Annotated in this window: 21 protein-coding genes and 1 tRNA gene; 9 read left to right on the top strand and 13 right to left on the bottom strand. The window is 58.0% G+C overall.

Annotated elements, in window-relative coordinates; all coding sequences use genetic code 11:
• Positions 1 to 120: 120 nt before the first annotated feature.
• The 3 genes from HY298_13230 to HY298_13220 all read right to left on the bottom strand — a co-directional run bounded on the left by HY298_13230 (position 121) and on the right by HY298_13220 (position 1,855).
• Positions 121 to 195, bottom strand: a tRNA-Cys gene (locus HY298_13230).
• Positions 196 to 260: 65 nt separating this feature from the next.
• The gene (gene mtnA / locus HY298_13225; GenBank protein ID MBI3851217.1) at positions 261 to 1,394 is read right to left on the bottom strand and encodes an S-methyl-5-thioribose-1-phosphate isomerase; all 1,134 of its coding nucleotides are present in this window, start codon (positions 1,392 to 1,394) and stop codon (positions 261 to 263) included.
• A gap of 44 nt (positions 1,395 to 1,438) precedes the next feature.
• A complete protein-coding gene (locus tag HY298_13220; protein MBI3851216.1) occupies positions 1,439 to 1,855 on the bottom strand; it encodes a tetratricopeptide repeat protein in 417 nt (138 codons plus the stop codon).
• Between the two features lie 332 nt (positions 1,856 to 2,187).
• Here HY298_13220 and HY298_13215 point away from each other — a divergent pair, with 332 nt between their 5' ends.
• Positions 2,188 to 3,201, top strand: a complete 1,014-nt coding sequence (locus HY298_13215) for an NAD-dependent epimerase/dehydratase family protein (GenBank protein MBI3851215.1) — start codon at positions 2,188 to 2,190, stop codon at positions 3,199 to 3,201.
• 80 nt (positions 3,202 to 3,281) lie between these two features.
• Here HY298_13215 and HY298_13210 read toward each other — a convergent pair whose 3' ends face one another.
• From HY298_13210 to HY298_13200, 3 genes are all read right to left on the bottom strand, one after another.
• Positions 3,282 to 3,683: a type II toxin-antitoxin system VapC family toxin gene (locus HY298_13210; GenBank protein MBI3851214.1), complete on the bottom strand. Its 402-nt coding sequence runs from the start codon at positions 3,681 to 3,683 to the stop codon at positions 3,282 to 3,284.
• On the bottom strand, positions 3,680 to 3,892 hold the full coding sequence (locus HY298_13205; protein ID MBI3851213.1) for a hypothetical protein: 213 nt from the start codon (positions 3,890 to 3,892) through the stop codon (positions 3,680 to 3,682). Before HY298_13205 ends, HY298_13210 begins: the two co-directional genes overlap by 4 nt.
• A gap of 154 nt (positions 3,893 to 4,046) precedes the next feature.
• Positions 4,047 to 4,238: a hypothetical protein gene (locus HY298_13200; GenBank protein MBI3851212.1), complete on the bottom strand. Its 192-nt coding sequence runs from the start codon at positions 4,236 to 4,238 to the stop codon at positions 4,047 to 4,049.
• Positions 4,239 to 4,380: 142 nt separating this feature from the next.
• Between HY298_13200 and HY298_13195 the strand changes: the two genes are divergently transcribed.
• Complete coding sequence (locus HY298_13195) at positions 4,381 to 5,469, top strand: alanine--glyoxylate aminotransferase family protein (GenBank protein ID MBI3851211.1); 1,089 nt, start codon at positions 4,381 to 4,383, stop codon at positions 5,467 to 5,469.
• Positions 5,470 to 5,626: 157 nt separating this feature from the next.
• Positions 5,627 to 6,517 (top strand): hypothetical protein, encoded by an 891-nt coding sequence (locus tag HY298_13190; GenBank protein MBI3851210.1) that lies wholly within the window; start codon positions 5,627 to 5,629, stop codon positions 6,515 to 6,517.
• Between the two features lie 301 nt (positions 6,518 to 6,818).
• Here the strand turns inward: HY298_13190 and HY298_13185 are convergent, their stop codons facing one another.
• Positions 6,819 to 7,259, bottom strand: a complete 441-nt coding sequence (locus tag HY298_13185; protein ID MBI3851209.1) for a response regulator transcription factor — start codon at positions 7,257 to 7,259, stop codon at positions 6,819 to 6,821.
• A 260-nt stretch (positions 7,260 to 7,519) separates the two neighbouring features.
• On the opposite strand from HY298_13185, the gene HY298_13180 reads away from it, so the two are divergent.
• Positions 7,520 to 8,503: a tRNA-dihydrouridine synthase family protein gene (locus tag HY298_13180; GenBank protein MBI3851208.1), complete on the top strand. Its 984-nt coding sequence runs from the start codon at positions 7,520 to 7,522 to the stop codon at positions 8,501 to 8,503.
• A 2-nt stretch (positions 8,504 to 8,505) separates the two neighbouring features.
• On the opposite strand, the gene HY298_13175 is transcribed toward HY298_13180, so the two are convergent.
• From HY298_13175 to HY298_13165, 3 genes are all read right to left on the bottom strand, one after another.
• The gene (locus HY298_13175; GenBank protein ID MBI3851207.1) at positions 8,506 to 8,934 is read right to left on the bottom strand and encodes a YraN family protein; all 429 of its coding nucleotides are present in this window, start codon (positions 8,932 to 8,934) and stop codon (positions 8,506 to 8,508) included.
• A 6-nt stretch (positions 8,935 to 8,940) separates the two neighbouring features.
• Positions 8,941 to 9,594: a ribonuclease HII gene (locus tag HY298_13170; GenBank protein ID MBI3851206.1), complete on the bottom strand. Its 654-nt coding sequence runs from the start codon at positions 9,592 to 9,594 to the stop codon at positions 8,941 to 8,943.
• A 116-nt stretch (positions 9,595 to 9,710) separates the two neighbouring features.
• A complete protein-coding gene (locus HY298_13165) occupies positions 9,711 to 10,640 on the bottom strand; it encodes a glucosamine-6-phosphate isomerase (GenBank protein MBI3851205.1) in 930 nt (309 codons plus the stop codon).
• Between the two features lie 168 nt (positions 10,641 to 10,808).
• On the opposite strand from HY298_13165, the gene HY298_13160 reads away from it, so the two are divergent.
• Positions 10,809 to 11,189: a hypothetical protein gene (locus HY298_13160; protein ID MBI3851204.1), complete on the top strand. Its 381-nt coding sequence runs from the start codon at positions 10,809 to 10,811 to the stop codon at positions 11,187 to 11,189.
• A complete protein-coding gene (locus HY298_13155; GenBank protein MBI3851203.1) occupies positions 11,179 to 11,403 on the top strand; it encodes a hypothetical protein in 225 nt (74 codons plus the stop codon). Before HY298_13160 ends, HY298_13155 begins: the two co-directional genes overlap by 11 nt.
• A gap of 174 nt (positions 11,404 to 11,577) precedes the next feature.
• Here HY298_13155 and HY298_13150 read toward each other — a convergent pair whose 3' ends face one another.
• The 3 genes from HY298_13150 to HY298_13140 form a co-directional block, all read right to left on the bottom strand.
• Positions 11,578 to 12,093, bottom strand: a complete 516-nt coding sequence (locus HY298_13150; protein MBI3851202.1) for a dual specificity protein phosphatase family protein — start codon at positions 12,091 to 12,093, stop codon at positions 11,578 to 11,580.
• Between the two features lie 19 nt (positions 12,094 to 12,112).
• A complete protein-coding gene (locus tag HY298_13145) occupies positions 12,113 to 12,871 on the bottom strand; it encodes a PIG-L family deacetylase (protein MBI3851201.1) in 759 nt (252 codons plus the stop codon).
• A gap of 112 nt (positions 12,872 to 12,983) precedes the next feature.
• Positions 12,984 to 14,012 carry a Gfo/Idh/MocA family oxidoreductase gene (locus HY298_13140; protein MBI3851200.1) on the bottom strand — a complete coding sequence of 343 codons (1,029 nt, stop codon included), beginning with the start codon at positions 14,010 to 14,012 and terminating at the stop codon, positions 12,984 to 12,986.
• Positions 14,013 to 14,339: 327 nt separating this feature from the next.
• On the opposite strand from HY298_13140, the gene HY298_13135 reads away from it, so the two are divergent.
• From HY298_13135 to HY298_13125, 3 genes are read left to right on the top strand one after another with little or no spacing between them, the layout of a single operon-like run.
• A complete protein-coding gene (locus HY298_13135) occupies positions 14,340 to 14,516 on the top strand; it encodes a hypothetical protein (GenBank protein MBI3851199.1) in 177 nt (58 codons plus the stop codon).
• A 40-nt stretch (positions 14,517 to 14,556) separates the two neighbouring features.
• Positions 14,557 to 16,602, top strand: a complete 2,046-nt coding sequence (locus tag HY298_13130; protein ID MBI3851198.1) for a PAS domain-containing protein — start codon at positions 14,557 to 14,559, stop codon at positions 16,600 to 16,602.
• Positions 16,595 to 18,004, top strand: a complete 1,410-nt coding sequence (locus HY298_13125; GenBank protein MBI3851197.1) for a sigma-54-dependent Fis family transcriptional regulator — start codon at positions 16,595 to 16,597, stop codon at positions 18,002 to 18,004. Before HY298_13130 ends, HY298_13125 begins: the two co-directional genes overlap by 8 nt.
• Positions 18,005 to 18,421 lie beyond the last annotated feature (417 nt).

Below are 18,421 nucleotides of genomic sequence, written 5' to 3'. Positions count from 1 at the left end.
CGCGTTAGCGAGTTGTCGGCGAGTTACTTCAGTTTCACTCGAATGGTGACGGAGTTCGTCACTCACTGAAGAATCCACTGAAACTCGACCGTTTTTCCTCCAAAATCCCAGCAAAAGGGCTGGAGGCGAGGGTCGGAATCGAACCGACGAATACAGCTTTTGCAGAGCCGTGCCTTACCACTTGGCTACCCCGCCATTCACACGCAGAGCTTAATTAACTCCATCGACGGTGCAAGTCCAAGTTTCAACTCACGCACAGCTCATCCGCCGGCGCCTAAGGCGCGCCGTCTTTGCCAAAGGTCTGCCGGTTTGAAGATCCCTGCCGGTGTGATGATGCCGGTGATGAGCTCAGCAGGCGTGACATCGAAACCGGCGTTGAACGCGCGGCTGCCAGGATTGGCCACGCGCACGTAGGCGCGCCTGCCCGATTTCGGATTTCGAATTTCAGATTTCGGATTTGTCACCACGCCCCACGCGCCGAGCACTTCGCTTTCGTCGCGTTGTTCAATGGGGATGTCGAACCCGGATTTTAAATTCCAATCGATGGTCGAAAGGGGAATCGCCACATAAAAGGGAATCCCGTGACGCCTGGCCAAGACCGCCTTGGTGTAAGTCCCGATTTTGTTGGCTACTTCGCCCGTTCGTCCCAACGTGCGGTCGCTACCAACGATGACAAGATCGATCTCACCACGCTGCATGAGATGACCCGCCGCGCTGTCAGCGATAATCTGGTGGGAAATATTCTGTTGCGCCAGTTCCCACGCGGTCAACGTGGCGCCTTGGGAACGCGGTCGTGTTTCGTCGCAAAAGACATGAAACCTCTTTCCCTGCGCCTGCGCGGCATACATTGGCGCGGTGGCCGAGCCAATATCGACAAATGCCAGCCAGCCGGCGTTGCAATGCGTCAGCAGTCGCATGCCGTTGCGAATCAGTTTTGCCCCGTGCCGGCCAATCGCTGCGCAATGCGCGACGTCCTGATGCGCGAACTCCTCCGCCGCGGCTAACGCCAGCACCTGTCGTTCTTCAACGGTTTTGCCCGCGCGCATCCCCAGGCGCACTTCGTTCATCGCGTTGACGGGATCGATGGCGGTCGGCCGCGCGGCTTTGAGGGTTTGATAGACGGTGGCAAGGTGTTGGGAAAACTGGCTCAGATGTTTTCCGCGGAACGCTCGCGCACCCTGGGCCAGACCGTAAGCCGCCGTGGCACCAATCGCGCCCGCCCCGCGCACGACCATTTCCTTGATTGCCCGCGCTGTCTCACGATAATCCCGCGTAGCGACGACTTGAAATTTGTGCGGAAGCAAACGCTGCTCGATCAACAAAACCGCGTTGCGCTGGCTGTCGAAGGCGACGGTGCGATGATGGCGCGTTCGACCACAGACGGTAACGTTCATGAAATGAAACTAAACGCGGCGTTCGCAAAAACAAACGAAGAATTTCAAACGGACTTGGATCGCAGGCGACGGACTTTGGCTTGAATGCGTTCGTAAAGCGGATGCTCGCGCAACTTTTCGAGGTCGGGGTCTTTGGAAAGCCACTTGAAATCGCGGTAACCAAGACCCAGCGCTTTTTCCAGCGCCGCCACCGCCTGCTGAAATTGGTCGGTGAGCGAATAACTGCACGCCAGGTTGTAGTACACGAGCGAATCATCCGGCCGGAGTTCGGCCAGGCGTTCATCTACCTTGAGACCGGCGACATATTTTCCGCGCCGCGTGTAATCGTCGCCTAGGACCTGCAAGGCTTCGACGTATTGCGGGTCGCGCTTGACGATCCCCTCCAAAAAATTGATTTCGATGTCCAAATCCCGCTGCTTTTGCGTGGCCACCTTTTTCCTGCTACTGCTTTTTTGCTGCATATAACGGGCGCGGTATATCGTTGCGCTCTGTTGAAGTCAAGTGCGCTCGAGCGGCAGGTTCACTCCAATTGTAGCACCCAAGCTAAGGAGGCTTTGTTTAATTTCGGATTTCGAGCTTCAGTGTTCAACAGCCAATCCACGTCGCCGGAGCGTGGACAGCCTTGTCAGCGTGTTTCGTTCACAGTTTCGCGAACTTGCGGACAAGGCTCTCCGCGCTCCGCAGAGACGCGAGCACGAAGCCCGGCAACAAACCGTGGAGTTCTCCTCACGTCGGTGGCTACAAGGTGGGAATTTATTTGAACTGCTCCGGTGAAGAAGGACAATCGGAAGGTATGAACTGTTTCGTCACTGGCGCATCGGGTTTCATCGGCGCGAACCTCGTCCACGAACTCGTAGCGCGCGGACACCAGGTGAAGGCGCTATTGCGACCACAAAGTGATCTGCGCGGATTGCAAGGCGCGGAGTTCGAACGTGTCGAAGGCGACGTGAGCGATTCCGACAAACTGAAGCTTGCTTGTCAGGGCTGTGATTGGTGTTTTCACGTTGCCGCCAGTTACCATCTCTGGCTGCGCGATTACGCGCCGATGTATGCCGCCAACGTCGAGGGAACTCGCAACGCACTCGAAGCGGCGACGAACGCCGGTTGTTCGCGCATCGTTTATACCAGCACCGTCGGCTGCATCGGTTTGCCTAAAGAAATCGAAGGAAAGATTGTTCCCACCGACGAAACTGCGCCTGTTTCAGAAGCGCAGATGAGCAATCACTACAAACTTTCCAAATGGCAGGCGGAACAAGTGGCGCGCGAGCTCGCGGCCAAAGGCGCGCCGGTGATCATCGTGAATCCCACTGCGCCCGTCGGCCCGCGTGATGTGAAGCCAACTCCGACGGGGCAAGTCATCGTCGATTTTCTAAATCGGAAGATGCCCGCGTATCTCGACACGGGTTTGAACTGGGTGCATGTCCGCGACGTTGCCACCGGGCACATCCTTGCTGCTGAGAAAGGCCGCATCGGCGAGCGCTACATTCTCGGCCACGCCGACGGCAACTGGACGATGAAGGAAGTGTTTGCCGTTTTGCAGAAGATCACGGGCATCGCCGCGCCGCGCTTCCAAATCCCCTACTCCATCGCGTTGATCGCCGCGCACGTTGACGAAACCATTTCCCGGTTCACCGGCAAACCGCCGAAAGCGCCGTTGGCCGGCGTACGCATGGCCAAGTACAAAATGTTTTTCAATCCCGCCAAAGCCATCCGCGAACTCGGCCTGCCGCAGACGCCGCCGACGCAGGCGCTCGCTGATGCGGTCGAGTGGTTTCGGGCGAATGGTTACGTGCGAATGAGCCAGTGAAATATATTTGCGCCGGCGGATTCACAATGAGTAATTTGATCGTGCCGAAGTCAGCAACAATTTCAAAAGCCGGATCATTCTCACTTGAAGAGCACTGTGAAGCCTGCCTGCTCGAAATGATGATCCTCCGTGAGCGCGTGGGTCACTCCGCGTTCGCGCATGACCACAAATGACACGCAATCGGTCAGGGTCCATTCCTTGTCTGTGTGCTGGTCATACAACTTCACCGCCCGGTCGAGCAATTCGCGCGACGCTGGAATCACTTCGCAGCCGGGAGCCTGGCGCAGGTGCAGAATAAAATCTCGAATCCTGGAACGACATTCGGATCGGGCCAGAGCATCGGCGACTTCCATCAAGACCCAGTCGGTGGTGAGGATGCGGGAGCGACATTCGCGCGAAAAGGCTACGACACGTTCATGATGTTGATGGGACCGATTGAGCCGCGCAACGAAATAAAACGCATCAGCCAGGACGAGGCTCATTTGCGCGGATGACCGTGAACGTAATGGTCCAGATTCGTGGAGAGATCGGCGGGGAGGTCCTCGGCCATGCCATCAAAATCCTTGAGCGCCTCCCAAAGCGTGGCAGTCTGATCTTCCACCGGTTCAATACGCACCACGGTCCCCGTAGCCCACGGCACATCCTTGGGCAACTTGATCAATCCTTTCTCAACGACGCCGGTTATGCTCATGGCGGAACCATAAACTCACGGCGCGGCAGACGCAAACTTCAGTTTCCATGGCTCAATTTGAAATCAGCCGAAAGATTTGCTGCGGGGCGGTGAGGAGTTTCGCGTAAGGACTCGTCTCGACGGGAAGGTTGGTGAACGGGTCGGTGAGGGCAGACTAGCGTTTGCCGTTCTTCTTCATTCGCGCGTCGTCTAGCGAGACGATGTGCAGCGGGTCAATGCTTACCCCATAGCCGTCGTGATCAATTACGAACACGACGTGTTTGCCAAGCGCGATGAAATCCTGATGCGGAATTGGAAATTTCCGGCCGTCGGAGAGCCGGATGACAAACCGGCCTGCGGTCTTCATGCAGCCGCTTGCGAATGTTTTCCACGTTCATACTCGCTTCTTGCCTTGAAATGGCTCGCTCGTCAAGCCGCCAGAGCAGAGCGAAAGGCAAGTAATCGCGTTCTTGCCTTTGTGCGCTGGGTCAGGAAAAATCCGCGGCCTTATGGGACACGTTAAATTACACATTCCGGGACCGGTCGAGGTGAGCGAGAAAACCTTCAAGGCGTTTTGTTCGCCGATGATCGGCCATCGCGGCCAAGGCTTCAAAGACCTGTACGCGAAGATTCAACCGCAGTTGCAGCAGTTGCTCGCCACCAAACAACTCGTCTACCTCTCCACCTCCAGCGCCTGGGGCGTGATGGAGGGCGCGATTCGCAATCTCGTCACGAAAAAAGTCCTCAACTGCATGTGCGGCGCGTTTTCGGATAAATGGTTTGATGTGTCGAAACGTTGCGGCAAGGACGCCGAGGCGTTGCAAGTGCCGTGGGGTTCGCCCATCCGCGCCGACGCCGTGGATAAAAAACTCGCGACCGGCCAATTCGATGCGCTCACGCTCATCCACAATGAAACGTCCACCGGCACGATGAGTCCGCTGGCGGAAATCGCCGCGCTCAAGAAAAAGTATCCCGACGTGATGTTCATCGTGGACTCGGTTAGCTCGATGACCGCGTTGCCGATCAAGTTCGACGAACTGGGCATCGACGTTTTACTCGCCGGCACGCAAAAGGCTTTTGCCATGCCACCGGGGTTCGCGGCGTTTGTCTGTTCGCCTGCCGCGCTCGCGAAGGCGGCAACCGCGAAGGATCGCGGTTACTATTTTGACTTCGTCGAGTTTCAGAAGAACGCCGAGCAGAACATGACGCCGAGCACGCCGAGCATTTCGCACACTTATGCGCTCAGCTCGAAGCTGGACGAATTCTTTGCCGAAGGTTTGGAGAATCGTTACGCCCGCCATCGCAAAACGAACCAGATGACGCGCGACTGGGCGGCGAAGCACGGCTTCAATCTGTTTCCCGAGGCGGGCTTTGAATCCATCACGCTAACCTGCGTCAACAACGGCGCAAAGCCCGGCGGACGCACGGTGGACGTGGTGAAGTTGCAGAAGCTCACGAAAGACCAAGGTTTCCTCATTGATGGCGGCTACGGAAAAATCAAAGGCACGACCTTTCGCATTTCGAACATGGGCGACGAGACAGAGGCAACGATGAATCAGTTGTTCGCCGCGCTGGACAAGAGCATGGGGCAGCTTTAGAAGCTCCAAACTCCAAGCACCAAGCACCAGAGAAACTTCAAACTCCAAATCTCAAGCAGTGGTCGTACGGCATGGGACTGGAGGGTGAAAATTGCTGCTTCACTGGAACTTGGAGGTTGGTGCTTGGAGCTTTTTTCATCGCTGTTATCCTGCCACCGTGGAAGCAGGTGGCTACAAAATCGTCAGGCTCGCCAATGGCGTGCACAGCGTTCATTCGTTGGCGCATCGCCAGACGTTCCATCCGGTCATCGGCCCGGTCGCTGAGGCCGAGGCGCTTTATGTCAGACAACTGCGGCTCGTGGAACGCTTGCGAGGGCATACCGGTGAATTCGTAATCTGGGACGTGGGACTGGGCGCGGCTGCCAATGCGCTCACGGTGTTGCGCGCCACGAAGGAAATCCCGTCGCTCATCCGGCTGGTCAGTTTTGACGAGACGATTGAGCCGCTTTGCTTTGCGCTCGCACATACCGACGCACTCGGTTATTTCGACGACTATCATAACTGCGCGCAGCACTTGATTCCTCATCAGCGTGTGTCGTTTGTCAACGGCGCACAAACCGTGGAGTGGGAATTGCACCTGGCTCATTTCCCGACGCTGCTCCGAAGTTGGAGTTCACGCTTTAGCGTGTCAGAGCCGAACAAGCTGAAGCTTGGACTCCAACGCGCTCCACACGTCATCATGTTCGACGCCTATTCACCGGCAAAGAATCCGGCGATGTGGACGCTGCCGCTGTTCACCAACCTTTTTCGCCTGCTCGATCCGGCGCGGCCCTGCGCGCTGCCGACGTATTCACGCAGCACGATGCTCCGGGTGACGCTGTTGCTGGCGGGATTCTTTGTCGGCGTCGGCCACGCCACGGGCGAAAAAGAGGAAACCACCATTGCTGCCAACACGCTCGATTTGATTGCTGAGCCGTTGGATTGCCGTTGGCTCAAGCGCGCCTGCAAGTCCACCAGCGCGGAGCCGTTGCGACAGCCGGTGTATCGACAATCCCCGTTGTCACCCGCAACGCGGAACAGGCTGGAACAACATCCGCAATTCAGATGACGCCGCTGGAGTTGATGATTGGAATCACGACTACCAACGCCTCTTTTCCTGGCGGGGTCCCCAATGCGAGCGCCGTTTGCTGAAGCGCGCGATTCAGATTGCCCGTTTCCGGCGGCTCGGTTGAGCGGCGTCGCGGAATGGGATTTGAATTGAGGAGGCAAATCTGATCTTGGGGCGGAACGCTGTCGATTTCAGGAAGCGGATCGCAACGAACCGGGTGCTGATTCCTGCTTGGCGACCGACCCCTGCCGGTCGGTCGTTAGCCTCGAACGTGCAAACGTCCAGGCGAAGGCGGACTTGGTCAAATCCGGCAAGGCCGTGCTGTGAAACAATCTTTTTCATGGGGAGTTCTCCGCTTAAGTATCGGTTTTCCGGGTTTGCATCGGTGAACAAGCTCTCGAAGTGTTTCGGCAACCTTTTGGAACTCGGTGGCTTTTTGAAAAAAGTAGTCGGCGCCCTTTTTCAAGCAGTGCTGCCGGTACACCGCCTCCGAATGATTCGTCAGCATGATGACTGCGCACGATTGTGCTTCGCACTTGATGCGCTCGAGGACCTTGATGCCACTGCCACCCGGCATCTGAATGTCGAGAATCACGGCATCGGGCCGGTTCGCTTCGAACAGCGCCAACGCTTCGTTGGGGTCTCGCGCCAAGCCGACGATCTCCACGCGCTCCACTTCGGAAAGAAGCTCAATCAGATGCGCCCGGATCAGGGTCGAATCATCTACGATCAGGACTTTCAAGCATCTCGGTGCTTTCATAAAAGCGCCCCCAGCTTAGGAGAACGGGTTTGGCCAACAATCGGTCGCCGTCTGATTTTCTTGTAAGGAGTCAGCCGCAGCCGTTGCCGGGTTTAATCCTACATCATGCGTGCTCGGGAAGGCCTGCCAATCGGGAAAAGTTGCAACCGCCTGCGGCTTCCGGCTAGGGTGTGGTCGTGAGTGAAAGCGAACAGTTTCAGAAACTGCTTGAGCGGCCAGAGCCGATTCTCGCGCTCGCTCCCATGCAGGACGTGACCGATCTGCCATTTTGGAAATTGATGGCGGCTTATGGCGGTGCGGACGTTTATTTCACGGAGTATTTTCGCGTCCACGCGACGTCTCACCTGGAGAAATGGATTCTGAAATCGATCACCGAGAATCCCACGGGGCGGCCTGCCATCGCCCAGATGATCGGCAACGACATTTCGTCCCTGGTACGCGCGGCGCAGGAGTTGCAGCAGTATCCGGTCGCCGCGATCGATTTGAATCTCGGTTGTCCGGCGCCCGTCGTTTATCGCAAATGCGCTGGCGGCGGTTTGCTGCGCGAGCCGCAAAAAGTCGATGCGATCCTTGGCGCGTTGCGGGATGCGGTAAAAATCAAGTTCACCGTCAAGACCCGCCTAGGCTTTGATTCGCCAGCCGTGTTTGACGAACTGCTGCCAATCTTTGCCAGACATTCCATCGATCTGCTGACGGTGCATGGACGCACAGTGAAGGAAATGTATCGCAGTGAAGTGCATTACGATTACATCGCGCGCACGGTAGCAGAACTCCCCTGCCCTATCCTGGCCAATGGCAATGTTTATTCCGCGCAAAAGGCCCGGGAGGTTCTGGCGTTGACCGGCGCGCGCGGATTGATGATCGGGCGCGGCCTCATTCGCAATCCGTGGTTGTTTCATCAGATCCGGCAACAGCAGCGCGGCGAACCGCTCTTCCTGCCTACCGGTCACGATGTGCTGAAATATTTGCGCGCGTTATACGAAGCCGTGCGTCCGCCTGAAATCAAAGAAGCCGCCCATGTCCAGAAGATGAAAAAATATCTGAACTACATCGGCCTCGGCATCGAACCGACCGGACAATTTTTACATCAAATCCGCCGCGTTACGACGGAGGTCGAGTTTTTCCGTGTTTGCGAAGAGTTCCTGAACCACGATCAGCCGATGCCATTGGAGCCCTTCTCGCTGGCGTTGAAGGAAACCGATGTGATGGCCGGAGCGCAGTCGTGATGCTATCCGTAGCGATACGGCTTGGACATCGCAAATGTGTTCGGCAGATGGCGCACTTCGCTGACTTCGCCGTCCGCCAGTAACACCTCCACAATATCGAATCGGATTTTGACGGGTGGATTCTTGAGCAACCGCAGATAATCCAATGCGGTTTGCGAAAGCAACCGGCGCTTGCGCGCGTTCACCGCGGCAGCGGGGCGCGTCCATGCCTCCGACGAACGGGTTTTGACTTCCACGAACACCAGGCAATCGCTGTCGCGAAACACCAGATCAATTTCGCCACGCGGCGAACGGAAGTTGGCCGTCAGAAATTTCAGGCCGAGGTTTTGCAGGTGTTTCTTGGCCGCGCGCTCACCGACTTCACCGCGCCGCAAGTGGACAGGTTTGTCATCTTTCGCACGCCACGCTTTGATGCGTTCCAACAAGTTCATTGTTGATCACAACAGTTCTTGTTGCTGCGGCTTCATCGGTGCGAAGCTCCGACGATGAATGGGACAAGGCCCGTGCGCGCTCAACGCCGCCAGATGTTGCGCCGTTCCATAGCCCTTGTGCCCGGCAAAACCGTAAGCGGGCCATTGCCGGTCGTACTCCGCCATCAAGCGGTCACGCGTGACTTTCGCGAGCACGCTGGCCGCGGCGATGGAGTAGCTGCGCGCGTCGCCTTTGACGATGGGTGTTTGCGGAAAACACAGCGAGGGAACGCGCCAGCCATCCACCAACACGTGTTCGGGCGGCGGGCGGAGTTGCGCCAGCGCGGCATTCATCGCCCGATGCGTGGCCTGCAGAATGTTGATCTCGTCGATCTGCGGAGCCTCGACTTGGGCGATGGCGAACCGAATGTCAGCGAGTGACATCACCGCCGCGTAAAAACGTTCTCGCAGGTCAGCGGTGAGTTGCTTGGAATCGTTCAAACCGTTTAGTTCAACCGGCAAACCGGTGAGCAACCATTGCGGCGGAAGGATCACCGCGGCGGCCACCACGGGGCCGGCTAACGGTCCGCGCCCGGCTTCATCCACGCCAGCGACCAGCGTCGCGCCACGCGACCACAGCGGGCGCTCGAACTCGAAGCGGTCAATAAGTGGAGCAGCCATCCACGATCCTTAATTGCCCCGTAGCAGCCGAGGTAACGAGGCTCTCATCCGATTCCGTATTCCGCGTCCCGAATTTAGAAGTGAGCCTCGTTACCTCGTCTCCTACGAGAAGTGTTTCAATGCATCTCGACGGCGCACATGCCGATACCTTTGCGATAGAAATTGAATTGCACGTTCGGGTGATCCGCGAGTAACGACATCGGCACGGAAACGTCCGGAATCTTTTTTGCGATCATCAAGGTGGTCAAGCGTTGGCCGAACGGATTGTCGTGCGTGCCGGCCTGCCAGATGGAAACCTTGTCGGCCTTCCAGGTTTCCACCGGCCCGACCGTGATGGCCTTGGTCGGCACGAGCGTGATGTTGCCGCCGCCGGACGTGCGCGCATTTTGCGCGATGGTGATGGGATGAAGTTCGACCACACGCGTCGTCAACTTCCGATATTCACGCGGCGCAGGCGGATTGAACCGGTATTTCCCCTCGCGTCGCGGCGGGTCATTGAACGCCCAATGTTTGATGTCGCCCTGCCCACCTTGCATGACCGCGCAACGGACGCCGTCCCAGCTCTTGCGATAGATGGCTGTGTCGGCTTTGGGGAAATGGAGATTCTCGTCCGGCATTGCGAGTTCCGGCTTGATGCGATTGAAACACAATTCGCGATCAGCTCTCTCGAACGACAGCGGATGATCCGGCGGCGCTTCCCGGCCGTCGAGATACCATTCGTCCATTCCCCAGAAGTGCGCGGACTTGAGCGAGAGACCGAGTTCGTTCACCAATCGCGCGACCAACGGCAACTGCTCTGTCGGGCCGATCGGCCCGCAAATGCCGACGGGATTGTCCGGCGTCGATTGTTTCCACGCGGTGACGTATTCGAGTGCTTCGGCAAGGTACAAATCTTCCAGCGTGTCATACATGACGACCTTGAAGCCGGGGCGAGATAGTTTGAGCATCGCGTCGGGCGTCAACGCCGCCGCGTCTCGGATGATTTCGTCATCGAGCGTGGTGTAATCCCACCAGTCGGGCGCAATGGAACTGAGTTTGCGGGGCATAGCTTTGATAGTTGACTCGTTAAACGGGTTGAATGGTTAAAAGGTGAAATGGTCTGTGCAACATGGTGGGAGTTTCAACGCGCAGCGAAAGAACTCAATAAGAAATTGAAGCCGTTGTCGCGAAATACTCACCTTGCCTTCCATCGGCTTCGAGGACATAGTGTAACCATGACTGCAGAAAGCCTGACATTACCGTTGGCATCCGATGTCGTCGGACACATGGAAAAGAGGCTCATGAACGAACTCGGCGCCGCAGCGGATGAGTGGAGCGAATGTGCCACTGCCTTGACGCGCTGGGAGGACGAACAATTGCTGGACAATCCTGGCGCGGACTTGCTTCAACGCCACAAAGCCACGACTGAGCGTCTTCTTCGCGTCGGCAAGACCCTCTCCTTGGCCGTGGCTCATCCAGATTTCCCGGACAAAAAACTGGCTGCCATGGTTTCTGCGACTGAACGAATGCTCCAGGACAAGCTCACGATGTGGCATGGGAAAATGAATTCCAAACGGCGTGAGGAGATTCTTCAAACCGCGTTTCATGAGTCCTGAATTGGAGCGACTCTTGACCGCGCTTTACGAGCGCGACACTTGCGAGCCGGGCCAACGCGCCCACTGGGAAGCCACTCTGCAACGACTGATTGCAGACTCGTTGGCCAAACAACCTCTTGTGAGTCGCGACGAATTCATGGAAGCCATTCACGCGCGCTATGTAGAATTCCGTCGCACCAGACGCAAGCCGAGCACCCTTCCACCCAAAGCGTAGTTCACGAACGACCAATTTGCCGGACAGCGCTATACGTCAGGTCCGGCGCGGCCAATTCTGCTCGAGCTGGCCGACGCTGGGCGAGCGGACCAGCAAACGGAAACATTGCCGCCGGTTCGCAGGCTACGAGGGTTTTATGCCTCCGAGCAACGTCGCGGAGGGGCATGCGCCGAGTTAAGTTTCACGCTTTTGAAACCTCTCTGCATATTGCTCCAAGAATTGTAACTGCGGCGCGGTCTCAATCGCGACTTTCTCCGCCGCGCGCACGAGCCAGATAGCTGTCTCGGCGGTCTCACCCTGCGAGATTAAATAGGCCGCGAGCATCGTGCCCGTTCTGCCGAGACCAGCCTCGCAGTGTACTGCAACCGGACGGTGCGCTGCCCGCTGTTCGGTAACGAAACAAACGAATTCAGTTGCTTGCGCTGTCGTAGGTGCGCTGCCATGCGGCACTGGCAGACATTGAAATGTGAAACCCGCGGACTCGTAAACGGGCGCATCACTCGGGATGTTGAGTTGAGAAACGACAGTGCACACTCCCGCTGCGTGGAGTGCGCGCAGTTCATATTCGAACGCTGTCAATGCGCCCCCACCAGCCAAACGCCGCTCCGGGTGGACGAATGGCATGGGCATACCAGCCAGAACGCCGGGAATGACCCACCAAAGCAGATTATCTTTTATTGGTGTGGTCACGTTCAGATTGCATCGAAAGTCAACGAGGTCTCAACAAGCTCGACTTAGACTCCCGTTCGTAAGTCTTGTTCACCAGGTAATTCTTTCCCAGTACTTCGCGCAGTGGATCAACCTCCGTAGCGCTGAAACCGTAATGCAAATGCCGCCGCCAGCCTTCGGCGAACTTGAATTTCTTCGAGAGCTTGCCAACCGCGAGTGCCATCTCGTCGATCTTGTCGCCTATAGAATTCAGTCCCTGGCTCACGTCGAGCCAGTTTTGCTGGCTTTTGTGTTCAGCGAGCGCGGCCCGTTTGATTTCTTGCACAGACGCCGTGTTCACAAACGCGCCCGGCACAACGAGCCGGCGTAGCGGGTCGCGCAGGCTGTGCGGCATGGCGTGATAAACCGTCACATCGTATTCGGCGGTCGGGCGCGGCGGCGCTGAACGAAAATTCGGCATGGCGTGCGCAAACGCGGCGGTGGCGGCCAACCGGCTCGTGTTGGTGTGGTCTTCCATGTAGTCCACCGGCGAGTGCGTGAGGACAATGTTCGGCTTCACCTCGCGGATGACGGCGGCGAGCCGGCGCACGAGTTTCAGATCGTAAAGGATTTCGAGGTCGTTGCAGAAGCTCTCATGGAAGTGTGCGCCTAGGACTTTCGCAGCGTTTTTCGCTTCGGCGCGGCGGACGATGCGGGTCTTCCGGGCGTCATACTGCACGCTGCCGCAACAGCCGTTGGCGACGTTCAAATAATGCGTCGCCCAGCCCGCGCGCTGGAGCAACACGAGCGTCCCGGCCATGTAAAACTCGATGTCGTCCGGGTGAGCGCCAACAGCCAGGGCGACCTGCGAAATGCGATTTGTGATTTGCGATTTTGCAGACACGACCGTTACCTTTGGGCGCTGCGTTTCATCACTTCGGGTGCTTTTTCTGTGCGTGCAGAGCGGCAGAGCGGTCGGCGGCAAAGAGGACGTCGTGTGAATACAAAGCGTCGGTCAGACTCGTCAGCGACATTTCCTTTCCCTTATCGAGGGCCTGAAAGAACGTCTCGAATTGCGTCTGATATGGATGGTCGGAGACATCGCCGGAATCCAGCAGCTTCATCGGCAGTTCGGTCCACTTCGCTTTATCGAGGCCGGGCTGACGCGTTGAATAGAATTTATTGTCGAGCAAACTGCCTTCGCTGCCCACCAGATGAACATGAAAATAATACGGCTGCAAACAGTCGATGACCGATGCGACCTTGCCGACCCGGCCGTCCTTGAATTTCAAAATGGTCACGCTGGTGGTCGGATACTCATAGGCCGCGAAGTCCTTGTTCGACGACGAAGTTGAATAGCTGCTCACGGTCTCGACGTCGTTGCCCATGCAGAGCAGCAGCGCATCGAGCGCGTGGCAGCCGGCCGACAATAAGCTGCTTCCTCCCGCGTTCTTCTTCGTGTTCCAACGATACTGTCCATACCACGGCCCGATGCCGTGATAATAATCCACCTCGCCGTAATGAATCCGGCCAAGCAGGCCGCGATCGATCACGTCTTTGATGGTTTGGAACTGGCTGGAGAAACGGCACTCAAAGCAGACGCAGGCCTTGACCCCGGCGCTTTTCACCGCCGCTTGAACGGCGAGACAATCTTCCCAACTCAATGCCAGCGGCTTTTCAATGATCAGATGCTTGCCCGCCGCCGCTGCGGCCATCGCGTGGGTGGCGTGGTCGTACGGATAGCTGCAAATTGAAACGACGTGTATGTCAGGATTGGCGAGCATCCTTTTGAGATCGGTGTAGCAGGTAATCTTGCCGCCGTGCTGCTTGAGTTGGGCGGCATCGAGTTTCCGCGAGGAACAAACGGCGGTGACCTTGGCGCAGGACGTGGCGTTGATGGCTGCGATATGCGCACCCGCCACCCAACCGTAACCGATGATGCCAACGTTGTATTTCTTCATGTGACTTTTTTTTGCTTTGCGATGCGCGTCATGCCACAACCTTTGTGCAACGTTGTCAAAGCAAAAGGCATTTGGTGAAAGGGGCCAACATCCAGAAAAGCGCCAAACTCCAAGTCTCAAGACTTGGAGGCGAGGTGAGCTGTGGATTTGCCTTATGCTCTTGTTGCTTCTCGCAACCCCTCATCTCAGATAAAAGCTCGCTCGCCTCGACCGTCAACGGCCATTGGGATTTAGTCGTTGTCATTATCAACGGCTTTTTCGTTGCGTTTGAAGGATTACGCCCTCCAATAAGCCGGCGAACTGGTCGCGCCTTTCATCGTACCTGCCGTGAATTCCGCCGGACACACGAACCTGGCGTTTGATGCGGGCGCGATTCGTTTCTGGTTCACGCCGTATTGGTCTTCAGCGTCCGATGTCACCCGATGGGGAAGCGCCAACGGGTCGGTTTTGAAAGCCACATGGATGGTGTCGTCGCTTGACGGCTCGCCTTGTATGGAGCAGTAATCATCCATGCGAACTGCCGAAGCAGACGGGCTTGACTGTTATGAGTGCCAATAAGCCAAACGGAACAGCCGCCCACCGGAGAAAGTTTCAGGGGAGGCTTGACCCGCGCTATGCCCGTCTTGTCCGGCCGCTGCTCTGGGCGCTCGTCATTACCCTGCTCCTGTACGGTCTCGCTGAAATCGTGGAGCGGACCTGGTTGACGGGCGTGGACATGGAGGTGCGGCATGTGGTGCATACGGTGCGGGGGATTTTCTTTTCGCTGCTGGTGGCTGGCGTGGTGGGTTGGATGATTCTGCGGACGTCGCCGGGTTTTCTGGCGGTCGGGCCGGTTGGGGAGGAGTGGGTCCAGCACCCGTGGTTGAGCGAGGCAGACCGGGCCAAGACCTACGCCCAATGGTTTATTGCCATGCGGTGGATCGCGGTGTTGGTCGCCGGGCTGCTCGTGGTCGTCACCGTCAAAATCATGAAATGGCTTCCGGCGGAGGTGTGGTGGCCGCTGGTGCTGACGGTGGTCGCGCTCGCGGTCATCAACGTTCTCTATGTGCTGCTAATTCGGTGGGAGCGCGGCGTCCCCGTTGTCTTGATCGCCCAGGCCTATATCGATTTGGTGATCCTGACCGTGCTCCTGCAATTTTCGGGCGGGGTCGAGAACGCGCTTTCGACGATGATGGTTTTCCACGTCATCATTGGTGGCATTCTCCTCTCGCGGCGCCAGTGTTACGGCATTGCGGCCACCGGCAGCCTGCTGTTCGCGCTGCTGATCTGGGCGGAATGGGCGGAGGTGGTGGGACACTACACGCTGGAGCTTTATCCACATTCTCCTGCGGGGCGGTTCCATCCTGCGCACCACACCCTCTACGTCGTCAGTTCCGGGATCTTCCAGTTTGTGATCCTCTTTTTGACAGCCTATTTCGTCACCACGTTGGCCGAACGCCTGCGTGAGAATGAGCGGCGGCTCGAAGCGATGGCCGGCCGCGCCCTGGCCGACCGCCAGCTTTTGGAACGGTCGCTGGAAACCACCGGCACCGGCCTGCGTGTGCTCGATCCCGATTCGCGACCGCGCTGGGCCAGCAATCGCTGGCAAGAGTGGTTTGTCTCCCAGGAAAGCGTGGTCTGCCCCGGATGCGAACTCCTGGATCGAGAAGATTCCCCGGCGCGCCAGTGTTTGCAGGATGGCCGCATCCGTGTGACGGAATTGACCCTCGATGCGGGGAATTGTCCGTCCAAGTTTTTCCAGCCGGACACCAAGCAGCATGTCTTTCAGATCACCTCCGCGCCGCTTGTGGATGCGGCAGGAAAGGTGCATCAGGTCGTTGAACTGGCACAAGACATCACGCAACAGAAGCAGACCCAGACGCAAATGATGCGGGCCGGGAAATTGGCGGCAGTGGGCGAACTGGCCGGGCAGGTCGCGCACGAAGTCAACAACCCGATCGCGATCATCAGCGCCAAGGCGCGGCTGCTGCTTAGCGATCATCGTGAGGAGATGTCGCCCAAGATCGCGCAAGAGTTGGGCAAAATCACTGACCTGTCGAATCGTGTCGCGCGCATCGCGCAAGGGTTGCTTTCGTATTGCCGGCCCTCGCCGGCGACCCGCGCCCGGCTTGATCTTCGCCAGCCCATTCGCAAGTCTCTGGCGATGGTCGAACAACACGCGCGCGAGATCGGCGTGGCCGTTCAGGACGAACTTCCGGAAACGCTGCCGCCGGTGAAGGCCAACGCGTCGGAGTTGGAACAAGTGTTTTTGAATCTCTTCCTCAACGCGCTCGATGCGATGCCCCAAGGCGGTCGCTTGAAAGTCTCGGCCGCCAGCGATGCTTTGCAGGACGGCCAAGCGGCCGTGGCCGTGGCGGTGGAAGACACGGGCGTCGGCATTCCCGAAACGATTCGCGATCGGATTTTTGAGCCGTTTTTCACCACGAAACAGGAAGGGCGCGGGACGGGTTTGGGCCTTTCGATTTGCCTGGGACTCGTGCGTAGCCATGGCGGGGGAATCGAAGTCAAGAGCGAGCTGGGGCGAGGCTCGCGTTTCACGATCAAGCTGCCGGTGGAGGCGGTCGCCAGGAAGGAGCCACTGCATGGCTAAGGCGCGCATTCTGGTGGTGGACGATGAAGAAGGCATGCTCGAAGTGTGCGCCGACACGCTCAAGAAATTGCCCGACACCGAAATCGTGTTGGAACAGCAAAGCCGGCGCGCGGCGGAACGGGTGGCGAGCGAGAGCTTCGATCTTTTGATCACGGACATCTGCATGCCGGGCGTGGACGGCGTGGCGCTGTTGCGCCTGGCCCGCCAACACGACCCGCAGATGGCGGCGCTGATGATCACCGCCTTTCCCACCGTCGAGACGGCGGTCGAGAGCATGAAGCTCGGCGCGGCGGATTACATCGCCAAGCCATTTCTGCCCGAAGACTTGCTGGCCACGGTGCAACGTCTGCTCGAAGGCAAGTGGCTGCGCGAGGAAAACCGTTTGCTGCGGCGACAGGTCGAGCGCACCTATGCCTTCGGCGAAATCATCGGCAAGAGTCTGGCGATGCAGAAAGTCTTTCAGAACATCCAGCGCGTGGCCGAGACCGATTTCGATGTGCTCATCATCGGCGAAACCGGCACGGGCAAGGAACTGGTTGCCCGCGCGATTCATCAGCGCAGCCGGCGGAAGGAGGGGCCGTTCGTGCCTGTGGACTGCGGCGCGATTCCGGATGCGCTGATGGAGAGCGAATTCTTCGGGCACGAACGCGGCGCGTTCACGGGCGCGCAAACGCGCAGCCTGGGGTTGCTCGAGTTCGCCAACAAGGGAACTTTCTTTCTCGACGAAGTCAGCCAGCTTCCGCCGCGGCTGCAAGCCAAGTTGCTGCGCGTGTTGCAGGAGCGGAAAATCCGCCGCGTCGGCAGCACGAAGGAAACGGATCTCGATTTGCGCGTCATCGCCGCTTCCTCGCTCGGCCTCGAGAACGAAGTCCGCCAGGGCCATTTCCGGATGGACTTCTATCACCGCATCAACGTCACGCGCATTGAATTGCCAGCGTTGCGCGAACGGACGGAGGATATTCCGCTGCTGGTGGATCATTTCCTCCATCGCTACGTGAAGGAACTGGAGAAAGCGCCCGTGGACCTCAGCCCGGAAGTGCTGGAGGTGCTGACGAGCTACTCCTGGCCCGGCAACGTGCGCGAATTGCAGAACGTCCTGAAGCGCGCGCTGGCGATGGGCAACAAACCCGTGATCGCGCTGGAAGATTTGCCCGACGAGATCGTTGCGCGCGCCGGCGAATCCCGCGCCAAGGAAGGCAGCGGATTTTTCCAGCTCCGCGAGCGGAGATTGGTGGCCTTCGAGAAAGAATACTTGCGCAATCTTCTGAGCGCCTGTCGTGGCGACGCCACCTGCGCCTCTCGCGAGGCGCAATTGCCGCGCGGCACGCTGTATCGGCTGCTGAAGAAACATGAGTTGAACCCGGCGGACTTTCGCGCAGGAGAGATCAAAGCCGCCATTTGAAGGGACATCGTCCGCACAGTGCTCGATTCAATCACGCGGTTTCTGACCTGCGTCCTCAGCATGATGTAGGCTAAATGTAGGCTAAAACCGTGTCACATCGACATGAATCTGCCGCCGGCGCTGTCACGCCGATGTGACTACCCACGATTCGGCTTTGCCGCGGGGATTTTCTCGCCAACCGCGATCTCCAGAAAGCGCCCTAGGGCCACAACCGGCTTCCCGCCTGTCACGTCCTCGTGACAAAACCCCAACCCTTACGACGATTCCAGTCCGTGCAGCAGTCGTGCGGTTCATTTTAACTTCTCGTTGGAACACCTTGATTCATTGCCAGTTGTGCCTACCTCCTCGCTTCGCTTCGCTGCGTTCACGGAAACCTTTTGGCTCGCGGGTCAAACGGCATGGTCCGTGCAAGGAGTA

The sequence above is a fragment of the Verrucomicrobiota bacterium genome (assembly GCA_016200005.1).
In the GTDB taxonomy this organism is placed as follows: domain Bacteria; phylum Verrucomicrobiota; class Verrucomicrobiia; order Limisphaerales; family PALSA-1396; genus PALSA-1396.
Note: the sequence above shows the minus strand (reverse complement) of the source record. Positions and strands in the feature narration are given on the sequence as shown.

Bases quoted from the DNA above. Each gene is read 5' to 3' on its own strand.
- mtnA (MBI3851217.1), bottom strand. From the start codon at position 1,394: ATGAACGTTACCGTCTGTGGTCGAACGCGCCATCATCGCACCGTCGCC.
- HY298_13220 (MBI3851216.1), bottom strand. From the start codon at position 1,855: ATGCAGCAAAAAAGCAGTAGCAGGAAAAAGGTGGCCACGCAAAAGCAG.
- HY298_13215 (MBI3851215.1), top strand. From the start codon at position 2,188: ATGAACTGTTTCGTCACTGGCGCATCGGGTTTCATCGGCGCGAACCTC.
- HY298_13210 (MBI3851214.1), bottom strand. From the start codon at position 3,683: ATGAGCCTCGTCCTGGCTGATGCGTTTTATTTCGTTGCGCGGCTCAAT.
- HY298_13205 (MBI3851213.1), bottom strand. From the start codon at position 3,892: ATGAGCATAACCGGCGTCGTTGAGAAAGGATTGATCAAGTTGCCCAAG.
- HY298_13200 (MBI3851212.1), bottom strand. From the start codon at position 4,238: ATGAAGACCGCAGGCCGGTTTGTCATCCGGCTCTCCGACGGCCGGAAA.
- HY298_13195 (MBI3851211.1), top strand. From the start codon at position 4,381: ATGGGACACGTTAAATTACACATTCCGGGACCGGTCGAGGTGAGCGAG.
- HY298_13180 (MBI3851208.1), top strand. From the start codon at position 7,520: ATGCAGGACGTGACCGATCTGCCATTTTGGAAATTGATGGCGGCTTAT.
- HY298_13175 (MBI3851207.1), bottom strand. From the start codon at position 8,934: ATGAACTTGTTGGAACGCATCAAAGCGTGGCGTGCGAAAGATGACAAA.
- HY298_13170 (MBI3851206.1), bottom strand. From the start codon at position 9,594: ATGGCTGCTCCACTTATTGACCGCTTCGAGTTCGAGCGCCCGCTGTGG.
- HY298_13165 (MBI3851205.1), bottom strand. From the start codon at position 10,640: ATGCCCCGCAAACTCAGTTCCATTGCGCCCGACTGGTGGGATTACACC.
- HY298_13160 (MBI3851204.1), top strand. From the start codon at position 10,809: ATGACTGCAGAAAGCCTGACATTACCGTTGGCATCCGATGTCGTCGGA.
- HY298_13155 (MBI3851203.1), top strand. From the start codon at position 11,179: ATGAGTCCTGAATTGGAGCGACTCTTGACCGCGCTTTACGAGCGCGAC.
- HY298_13145 (MBI3851201.1), bottom strand. From the start codon at position 12,871: ATGGCCGGGACGCTCGTGTTGCTCCAGCGCGCGGGCTGGGCGACGCAT.
- HY298_13140 (MBI3851200.1), bottom strand. From the start codon at position 14,012: ATGAAGAAATACAACGTTGGCATCATCGGTTACGGTTGGGTGGCGGGT.
- HY298_13130 (MBI3851198.1), top strand. From the start codon at position 14,557: ATGAGTGCCAATAAGCCAAACGGAACAGCCGCCCACCGGAGAAAGTTT.
- HY298_13125 (MBI3851197.1), top strand. From the start codon at position 16,595: ATGGCTAAGGCGCGCATTCTGGTGGTGGACGATGAAGAAGGCATGCTC.